The following is an 8,671-nucleotide window of genomic DNA, read 5'->3' on the forward strand; positions in this document are numbered from 1 at the left end:
AGGTTAACGCGTCGCGTTAGCAACCCACGAATACCAGCATGATCACCGTCGAAATTACTTGCTTCATCTGATGCGTTGACGCTTCCCTAACGGGAAGAATGTTAATTAAAAAGAAAGGCTCTGGCCGAGGTTCCGGCAGGATTTTGTGCCGGCCTCTTGACGTGGGGAGTCATACCAACGCTTTTGTTGTGGGGCGCTGAAAGCGTCCAAGCCCCGCAGGGGCTGAACCACCAACTTTTTGTTAGGCAGATCATCGCACAAATTCGTAATTATGCCATTCAGGACGCTCTTCTTTTTCTAGAAACTCAACAATTGAACTCTTCGCAATATCTGTAGCAATACAGTACTTTTCGTGCAGTGGCTCACTCTCTCCGAAAGAGATTTCCTTTCGATCAGCTACTGAAATATTTTCATTTCGAGAATCACTTAAAGCACGAAATTCACTAGCATTTTCATCATAAAATATGAGGCCAGATATTTCGTCACTCCATTCTAGAGCGAAGTAAACACGAATATAGTTTCTGGCACCAAAAATGAATCTTTGCCACCAAGGCCTTAAACCATCGTCAGCTGCCAGCAATATCTTTCCTGATTTCGAATTTAGCGCATTCCGCAGTGCTTCTCTTGTCTCGGAGAAGTTCTCAAATTCTAATTCCTTACCGTCTAAGGTAAGAAAATATTTAGTGTGAGATTCCAAATTCATTTTATTGCCTAACGCCCGCCTCAACGAGCAAATTTTGCTGGCGGCAGTTTTGCCGCGCAGCGCAAAAGTGGTGACAGAAAAATTTGTCCGTTGGAGGCGCTTGTTAAAATCATTTATTTATGCAACCATAATGAAACCATATTGCAACCATGAGTGTTTTTTATGCCCGCAATTACAGTGAAGAATATACCAGACATTTTATACAGCCAGCTAAAACAATCTGCTGAAGCACACCACAGAAGTATAAATAGTGAGCTTATTGTATGCCTAGAGAAGGTTTTGAGACCACAAAAAATAGATAAAGACCAACTTTTAATGAATGCACGAACAATGAGGCAAAAACTAAAAGGTTTGAAAGTTACTGAGGAAGATTTAACTAAAGCCAAAGCTGAAGGCAGAGAATGATTGTAGCTGACACTAATACAATAGCTTACTTATATTTACCCTCTGACTATAGCGAATACGTAGAAGCCTTGCTATTGAAAGACCCAGATTGGATTGCCCCTATATTATGGCGCAGTGAGTTACGAAACATCTTAGCTTTGTACCTTAGAAAAGAGCTTATTTCTATGGAGGATGCCTTAGAAATACAACAACAAGCTGAGAATTTACTCAAAGACAATGAATATACCGTAAATTCTTTCGAAGTATTAAATACTGCAAATGAATCAGGTTGTTCTGCTTATGACTCTGAGTTTATTTGCTTGGCAAAGAGCCAAAACTGCAAACTAGTGACTGCTGACAAAAAAATACTAAAGCAATTTCCAGACATAGCGATATCTGCCAGAGAGTACGTTGCTTAGAAATTTTAACGCCGCCAGCAACGGCGAGCGAAGCGAGTCCAGCCCACGGCCCTTTGTGGGCGATGTTGGCTGGCCTGGTTATATTTTTCTTTCAATGATGAACCCTGACTCGTCACCACAATGAATATAAATTTCACCGTCACCTTGTAAAGGAGTAGGAAATTCAATTTTACCCCGACCACAAAGGTCATCACCCTCGCAAGTGCCTTGCCAGCTAAACTCAAGATAAGGTGTTCGGTGAGATACCCTAACATCGAGCCACCCTTTTACAGCACCAAAAACGAACTGGCCTAATCCATCTTCAGTAAACTCAAAATAACCGGGTTCATCGAGGTCAACGTAGTCTTGAGGCCAAGTTGTCATTGACTTAATTTTCCATCGGCCTACAAAATCGTGCACTGAATTCTCCCTGAAATATAACGCTTACATTTGCGGCGGTTTTGTAGCGAGGCACGAGCGGAAAAACCGTCCAAGCCACGCAGTGGCTGAGGCAACATGTACTTGTTATAACTCAACTGCCACCTCAAAAGTATGACTAAAATTCTTATAGCCAGTACGTTCAAATTCTAAAATCCATTCAGATTCGATCGTTGCCAAAAGCTTCCCTGATTCGGCTTTACCAAAGGTGATTTTTGTAACATCCACGGGACTATGAGCAGCAAAGAAATATACCGAACCGTCGATGTAACCATCTTCAGGGTTTGTAGGGAATAAGAATTCTCTACCTTCTAACTCTGAAGAGGCTATAGGTATCTTGATGCCCTCAAGCCTAATGCTGGTTTTTACGGACTCAGAGTAATCATCTATTTTCAGTTCAAACGGAGCCAGCTCAATTTCAAGCGAGACATCACCGCTTGCCCCTTTCATTGTTGCCTTAGAAGCTGAAATTACTTGAATCGGGAAGTCTTCCATAATCTACCTTAGGTTATAACGCCGCGTTAACAGGCGTAGTAACAATGGCGGCTTTTTTGCCGCGTAGCGCGAAAAAGGTGACATTGTTACGGAGTCCTTGTTGAACGCTTGGTTATGTTTATTTATTGTGCTAATGTGTATTTAGTTAATTTGTTATACACATAGGTGTTTTATGAGAACCAACATTGTAATTGATGACGAGCTAATGGCAAATGCTTTAAAGGTAAGCGGCTTACATACAAAGAAAGATGCTGTTGAAGAAGGCTTAAAGTTGCTTATTAAGCTAAATGAACAACAAGCTGTACGTAGTTTAAGGGGGAAAATACACTGGGAAGGCGATTTAAACGAAATGCGAGGCGATAAGTGATTATTGCTGACACAAGTGTTTGGATTGATTATTTTAACGGCGTAGTAAGTCCCTATACCGATGAGTTAGACAGGCAATTAATGAAGGGGAATGTTGCTTTAGGCGATTTAATTTTGCTTGAGATATTGCAGGGCATAAAAAGCGACAAAGAATACAATAAAACCAAGTCTGTACTTGGGAAACTAGACCAATATGAAATGCTTGGTCATAGGATGGTATTGCAATGTTCGGACTATTATCGATTGCTGAGGAAGCGAGGCATTACGATAAGGAAAACAGCGGATGTGATTATTGCGACTTTTTGTATAGATAATAAGGTGCCGCTTCTTTTTACCGATAGAGATTTCAAACCATTTGTAGAACACTGCGGATTAATTTCAGCCATTTCAAAGACATAACGCTTTTATAAACGGCGCACAGCTCTATCGTGCGTCCAACGCAGGCCACGTCTCTTTGTGGCCGGAGTGATGTTTGATGAACTGGTTAGATGTTTTAGAACACCCAACTAAACCAAACACCACGTTAAAACCTAAGTGCTTGCCTTGAGACAAAAACACCATAGATGGCGACTTTACCGGATTCCCTAGGAGCACACCACCGACGAAGCCTCTACAAATTAAAATGTACCTGAGAAACTTAAACAGCAGAACGGAACAGTTGGAAACCGTGCCACACACCCTAAAATTTTAAACGGTGGAATGCTTGATTAGAACTGAGCACTCCTTGCCGAATATTGAGCCTTAAACCTAAAGGCAAAAAAACATTTAACGCTTACATAAAGGGCCGGCGCGTCGCGACGGTCCAGCCCAAACTTGTTTGGGCGATCTTTGATGTACTGGTTAGATGTTTTGATACACCCAACAACCCAAACGCCACGTTGTGTAGCCGAAGGCGAAACTTGAGTACCTGCCTGCGACTAAAATATATGAGTTGATGACTTTACCGGATTCCCTAGGAACACACCACCAACGAAACCTCTACAAATTAAAATGTACCTGAGAAGCTTAAACAGCGGAGCGGAACAGTTGGAAACCGTACCACCTACCCTAAAAATTTAAACGGAAAGATGCCAGATTAGAAACGTGCATTCCTTGCCGAATATTGAGCCTTAACCTTTAAGGCAAAAAAACATTTAACGCCGCGTTAACCGCGCGAGCCGAAGGCGAGTCCGGTTGAACGCTTGGTTAGAATTTCTTTATTTAGTACGTTTTAACTTCAAAATACTTTATTTTCTTGTTTTCAATAACTGGATCGATCACGTATATATTCCCAGCTTCCAGCCGCGCGATGATATTATTATCTTCTACTCTAGTTCGCTCCATTTCTGCGTATGCTTCAGAGCTTGCTACAATGGCACCAGTATCAACGCTTGCCCCCATGGCTCCGCCAGCAACACCTCCTGCAATAGCTCCTGCGATATATGCACCTTCATTGTACTTGTGACTGGTTACCTCAATTTCATACTCTCCGGGTTTGACATATAACCATCGTTTAGACTTTCCAGAAAGTTTTTCGCCATTAATTGACTTAAGTAACACTGTATAAATTGTTCCAGCCCTTTGTCCTTCACTGTATGTATACAAGATTGCTGACTCGCTTTTAGGGGTATTCTTTGAGACGTTGAAATAGCTAGAGGCACACGAACTAAGCAAGCTAGCGAGTATTGTTATTGAAAGTAGCTTGATCATCTTAATTTAACTCCAAATAATCCTGAGAAACATTATCCACTATAGAGGCAATATCGTCTCCAACATCGTCCGAACTCATAAATGGAATCATAGAAAACCCAGCCATTTGATACATATGACTTGAATACAAATGGCTAGACACAATTTGACCATTTTCAAATCGGTTAATTTTTACGAGCACATCGAAATCGGTGCTAATCATAGGTAGAACAAAAACTGACAAGCCACACCAAACTGCAGATAAATACGAAAGGGGATCAAAGTCACGACTTTCATCACCTGCGGTATTATCAACAATAGAAACAATTTCAAGATAACTCTGAGGAAGCTCATCTTTCTCAGAGAGAAATTTTGCTTTTATACCTTTTTTAGAAAAGCTTTCTTGGAGTGCATCTGCAACTAGCGTGTTAACCGTTGAATAGTCAGACCAATTGGCATAACTATTAATCTTAAGAAATACAGAATCACCAGTGTTAAATGTAGTTTGATCACCTTGAACATATTCTTCTTGGAAAGAACTTGAGGAAAAATGAGCGCAAGCTGGTAAAAGAGCAGAACAAACAGCAATGAAAATTAATATTCGTATTTTTTTAATCACTAATACTTCCTTTTGTGGATGATGCCTAAAAATTCTAACGCCTTTAGCTGCGGCGAGCGATAGCGAGTCCAGCCCAAGGCGTCCTTGGGCGATGCAGGCTAAACTTGTTAAGTTTGATCATGATGAGCAAAACTCGAAATATTTTTGCTTTAAGACGGTATTGATAATCTCATCGCGAGCCGATCCATGCAGTCTGATAGCTTCAGCAAGGACCGATAAATAAGGGTACAAAACTGCATAAGTGTTTAAAACTAACGGATCAAGAGTAACTTCTAGATATTCGCTAGTTAGTGTTTTCCAGCAAACTTTGATCGATTCTAACTCGAGATACAAAGTATGGACATAATCTGGAGAATCTTCATTTTGCGCGATTTCTTGGATTAATTTAGCAGCGCGACTAGCCAAGTGTATGCGGCGTTTATCATTTTCATATAGATCAATTATTTGTTTATCAATGTCATCACGTATACCATTTCTATCGACATCAGGTAAAAAATCAAGAGGCGCAAAGCCCGACATTTCGGCTTTAGCTGCGCTGCATACGATCAGTGCGGTAAATAATATTAAAATCCTTATCACTAAAGTAACCTTCCTTTATGAGACTTAACGCCGCGCTCTGGGGCAAACCGTAGCGCAGCGTAGGTTTGTCCCTAGCAGCGCTTTGTTAGCTTTGTCTAGGTCAGAATGCGGAACTAGAACCTTCATACTTCTTCATCTTTTTGGCTTTTTTTACTGCTGCGATTTCCGCGTCCATCTTGTATTTGAAATCAGATACGTTATAAGAAAGCCACAAATTCAGATTAGGCCATCCACGTTCTAATTTAATTGTCACACCATCTTTATACCAGTAGTGGGTCACTTCCCCTAAGTTTGATGAGCCGTAGGAATTATCGGGGTAACCATATTTTTGTGATAATAAATCCTTTATTTCATCGATATACCACTTATTAGAAGATGGAAATTTATACTGAATCTGTGCCAAATAATCACCTGATGAACCATAATCATTTCCATCTGATTCTTGAGAATAGAAAACTAACATCTCTGTTGAGCCAGGCATGATATTTCTGGAATTATAATTATCTGCAAAATAGCTATATTTCTCTCGAGTAGGCCTAGCGCCTGCCTCTTTTATGGCTGACCGCATTTCATCTCGGGTAGCGCCGTAGAGATGAATACCAAATAGCTTCGGAGAATTCGGGTGTTTTTTCTGAATGGCTAGCATATTTTCCAATGTTTTAAGATTGTTTACTGCATACTCATTGCCAGAATCAGCGGCCAACTTAAATAACTCCTTAGCTTTCGTTAAGTCTTTTTCTCCTCCTTCGCCACGCTGATACATTAATGCTAAATTATTCTGAACGGCACTTGAGGGTTTATCAGAGAGCGCTTTCTCGTACCAACTCCTAGCCGCAGTTAAATCCTTGCTAACACCCTCTCCTTCACTTAAGAAATAAGCCACGTAAAAATAAGCGTCTGATTTCCCGTTATCAGCAGCTTTCTTAAAATATTTATAGGCTTCTCGCGTGTTCTTCGATACCCCTTTACCATCTTTTAGCAGAAGGGCTAACTGATATGCTTCATAAGCGCCATCTTGATCTGCAGCTAAGTTGTACCATTTTGCAGCCTCAGAATAATCAGGCGTTCCAAGTTTTCCCAACCTATATATGTCACCGAGATAACCTTGGGCATCGTAATGCCCCTCTTTGGCAATCGGCAACCAAACTTGAAGTGCTTCGGAAAACTTTTTACTCTCATAAAGCTTAAGGCCTTTTTTATAATCATCAGCAAAGATTGTGTTTAAAGAATTTTTGCTATATTGATCACCGGCTGTTGAGGCTTTTCTAAACCAAAATACGGCTTTATCTGTACTAGCGGCCACACCTAGCCCGTAATAATAGATATTTCCTAGCTCTCTCTGTGATCTGACATTATTATGACTGGCCAGTAGCTCAAAAATCTCTTTTGCCTGACCATAATTTTTATTTTTCTTTTCAGAGAGAGCTCTTTCTAGATGCTCATTTTCGGCCTTTTTGTATTCGGAACTATAGGCTCTGCGAGCATTATAAAGTAGCCCCAAGCTTTTTAATTCATTGCCCTTATCGTGTTCAATCTTTGATAGGTAATAATAGCCATCAGAATTACCCCGGCTTGAAATTTTACCGCATACAGCCTCTGCGGTTTGTTTATCTCCGGCCTTGTAATATTCTGCACAAGATTGAGCAGTTGGATTTTCAAGTGGATTGGAAGCACAACCAGACAAAATTGCTAGGATTCCGAATCCCAAAAACATCCTCTTCATTTCTTCTCCTTTTTGTTTCTGCATATGCACCTTTAAAGCTAACATTTGAATCTACGACATAAGGTCGTATATCCATTTGTCGTATATCCTTTTTTAAAAAAATTCTATATCACACGAATCCTACATCATTTCTGGAGTCCGATGAAGTCCAAAGTTTTTGCAATTTACAAAGTGCGACTCGTGTCGCCTATCCTTTTATTACAAGCCTTCATAATTATTTGTTTTTAAATAGCTTTTACCGTATTTTAACGGTAGCTATAGATATACGACAGGAGGTCGCTTTTCATAGCTATTTTGACTCACTCTTAAACTAAAGGATTAGTTTTATGGATGATATACCACTACCTCTCCCTAAAAAGCCCGTGCGCTTTATTGATCAGTTTCGAGCATTTATTCGTAGTAAACAAATGGCCTATAAGACCGAGAAAACCTATTGCCATTGGGTAATACGTTTTATTCGTTTTCACAACAAAAGGCACCCCAAGGAAATGGGGGCTGTCGAGGTCGATCAGTTTCTGAGTTCTTTAGCGCTCGATCAGAGCGCCGGGGTCAATACGCAGAAGACTGCGCTCAATGCCTTGGTTTTTATGTACCATAAGTTTTTGAAGATTGAGCTAGGTGATCTTGATTTCAAGCTGAGCAACCGGCCGCAAACAATTCCTACGGTATTTAGTCATGCCGAGGCGCTGGCGGTAATAGGTAAGTTAGATGGCGTTTACCTTATGCTAACAAAGCTGATGTATGGGGCTGGCCTTAGGGTCATGGAGGCGGTTCGTTTGCGGGTTCAAGACATCGACTTTGCAAATAACTGCCTAATAGTGCGTGAGTCTAAGGGGCTAAAGTGGCGGCGCACGCTGCTTCCCAAGTCCTTGATTGAGCCCTTAAAAGTTCAAATAGACTATGCACTCGCGCTGCACGCGAAAGATCTTGAAGAGGGCTATGGGGCGGTCTATCTTCCGGGTGCCTTGGCACGTAAGTATCCGAATGCTGCAACAGCCCCTGCATGGCAATACGTGTTTCCGGCGAATTCGCTTTCGAAGGACCCGCGAGCTGGTATTTATCGCCGTCACCATTTAGGTGAGCGTGCGGTTCAACGGAAGATTAAAGAGGCTTTGAAGCTCGCTAACATATATAAAAAGGCTGGCTGCCATACCTTTAGGCACAGTTTTGCTACCAACCTACTACGAGCGGGAACAGACATTAGGGCAATTCAGGAAATGTTGGGGCATTCCAATATTTCAACCACCCAGATCTACACACACGTTGTTGGCATACAGGAGCGAGGTGTCGTAAGTCCG

General features: G+C 41.2%; 12 protein-coding genes. 5 read left to right on the plus strand and 7 right to left on the minus strand.

What is annotated here, in order from left to right:
- Positions 1-250 precede the first annotated feature (250 nt).
- A complete protein-coding gene (locus A3756_RS12815; protein ID WP_068511205.1) occupies positions 251-703 on the minus strand; it encodes a hypothetical protein in 453 nt (150 codons plus the stop codon).
- A gap of 162 nt (positions 704-865) precedes the next feature.
- On the opposite strand from A3756_RS12815, the gene A3756_RS12820 reads away from it, so the two are divergent.
- Both A3756_RS12820 and A3756_RS12825 read left to right on the plus strand, forming a co-directional pair.
- On the plus strand, positions 866-1,108 hold the full coding sequence (locus A3756_RS12820; protein ID WP_068510145.1) for an Arc family DNA-binding protein: 243 nt from the start codon (positions 866-868) through the stop codon (positions 1,106-1,108).
- Positions 1,105-1,506 (plus strand): type II toxin-antitoxin system VapC family toxin, encoded by a 402-nt coding sequence (locus A3756_RS12825; RefSeq protein ID WP_068511203.1) that lies wholly within the window; start codon positions 1,105-1,107, stop codon positions 1,504-1,506. Before A3756_RS12820 ends, A3756_RS12825 begins: the two co-directional genes overlap by 4 nt.
- Positions 1,507-1,584: 78 nt before the next feature.
- On the opposite strand, the gene A3756_RS12830 is transcribed toward A3756_RS12825, so the two are convergent.
- Both A3756_RS12830 and A3756_RS12835 read right to left on the minus strand, forming a co-directional pair.
- Positions 1,585-1,905, minus strand: a complete 321-nt coding sequence (locus A3756_RS12830) for a hypothetical protein (protein WP_068552933.1) — start codon at positions 1,903-1,905, stop codon at positions 1,585-1,587.
- A gap of 105 nt (positions 1,906-2,010) precedes the next feature.
- Positions 2,011-2,418, minus strand: a complete 408-nt coding sequence (locus A3756_RS12835; protein ID WP_068553629.1) for a hypothetical protein — start codon at positions 2,416-2,418, stop codon at positions 2,011-2,013.
- Between the two features lie 172 nt (positions 2,419-2,590).
- Here A3756_RS12835 and A3756_RS12840 point away from each other — a divergent pair, with 172 nt between their 5' ends.
- Positions 2,591-2,785, plus strand: coding sequence for a type II toxin-antitoxin system VapB family antitoxin (locus A3756_RS12840; RefSeq protein ID WP_068553630.1), 195 nt, complete (start codon positions 2,591-2,593; stop codon positions 2,783-2,785).
- Positions 2,782-3,183, plus strand: a complete 402-nt coding sequence (locus A3756_RS12845) for a PIN domain nuclease (RefSeq protein ID WP_068511100.1) — start codon at positions 2,782-2,784, stop codon at positions 3,181-3,183. Before A3756_RS12840 ends, A3756_RS12845 begins: the two co-directional genes overlap by 4 nt.
- A gap of 801 nt (positions 3,184-3,984) precedes the next feature.
- Here the strand turns inward: A3756_RS12845 and A3756_RS12850 are convergent.
- From A3756_RS12850 to A3756_RS12865, 4 genes are all read right to left on the minus strand, one after another.
- The gene (locus tag A3756_RS12850; RefSeq protein WP_068553631.1) at positions 3,985-4,473 is read right to left on the minus strand and encodes a hypothetical protein; all 489 of its coding nucleotides are present in this window, start codon (positions 4,471-4,473) and stop codon (positions 3,985-3,987) included.
- Between the two features lies 1 nt (position 4,474).
- Complete coding sequence (locus A3756_RS12855; protein ID WP_068553632.1) at positions 4,475-5,071, minus strand: hypothetical protein; 597 nt, start codon at positions 5,069-5,071, stop codon at positions 4,475-4,477.
- 117 nt (positions 5,072-5,188) lie between these two features.
- Positions 5,189-5,650, minus strand: a complete 462-nt coding sequence (locus A3756_RS12860; protein WP_068553633.1) for a hypothetical protein — start codon at positions 5,648-5,650, stop codon at positions 5,189-5,191.
- A gap of 100 nt (positions 5,651-5,750) precedes the next feature.
- Positions 5,751-7,397: a lipoprotein gene (locus A3756_RS12865; protein ID WP_156506216.1), complete on the minus strand. Its 1,647-nt coding sequence runs from the start codon at positions 7,395-7,397 to the stop codon at positions 5,751-5,753.
- 302 nt (positions 7,398-7,699) lie between these two features.
- Between A3756_RS12865 and A3756_RS12870 the strand changes: the two genes are divergently transcribed.
- Positions 7,700-8,671, plus strand: a 972-nt coding sequence (locus tag A3756_RS12870; RefSeq protein ID WP_068553635.1) for an integron integrase, incomplete at its 3' end; no start/stop codon positions are given.

This window comes from Oleiphilus sp. HI0086, assembly GCF_001635225.1.

What these genes read in the sequence shown, in the direction of transcription:
- A3756_RS12815 (WP_068511205.1), bottom strand. Translation starts at nt 703, where the DNA reads ATGAATTTGGAATCTCACACTAAATATTTTCTTACCTTAGACGGTAAG.
- A3756_RS12820 (WP_068510145.1), top strand. Translation starts at nt 866, where the DNA reads ATGCCCGCAATTACAGTGAAGAATATACCAGACATTTTATACAGCCAG.
- A3756_RS12825 (WP_068511203.1), top strand. Translation starts at nt 1,105, where the DNA reads ATGATTGTAGCTGACACTAATACAATAGCTTACTTATATTTACCCTCT.
- A3756_RS12835 (WP_068553629.1), bottom strand. Translation starts at nt 2,418, where the DNA reads ATGGAAGACTTCCCGATTCAAGTAATTTCAGCTTCTAAGGCAACAATG.
- A3756_RS12840 (WP_068553630.1), top strand. Translation starts at nt 2,591, where the DNA reads ATGAGAACCAACATTGTAATTGATGACGAGCTAATGGCAAATGCTTTA.
- A3756_RS12850 (WP_068553631.1), bottom strand. Translation starts at nt 4,473, where the DNA reads ATGATCAAGCTACTTTCAATAACAATACTCGCTAGCTTGCTTAGTTCG.
- A3756_RS12865 (WP_156506216.1), bottom strand. Translation starts at nt 7,397, where the DNA reads ATGCAGAAACAAAAAGGAGAAGAAATGAAGAGGATGTTTTTGGGATTC.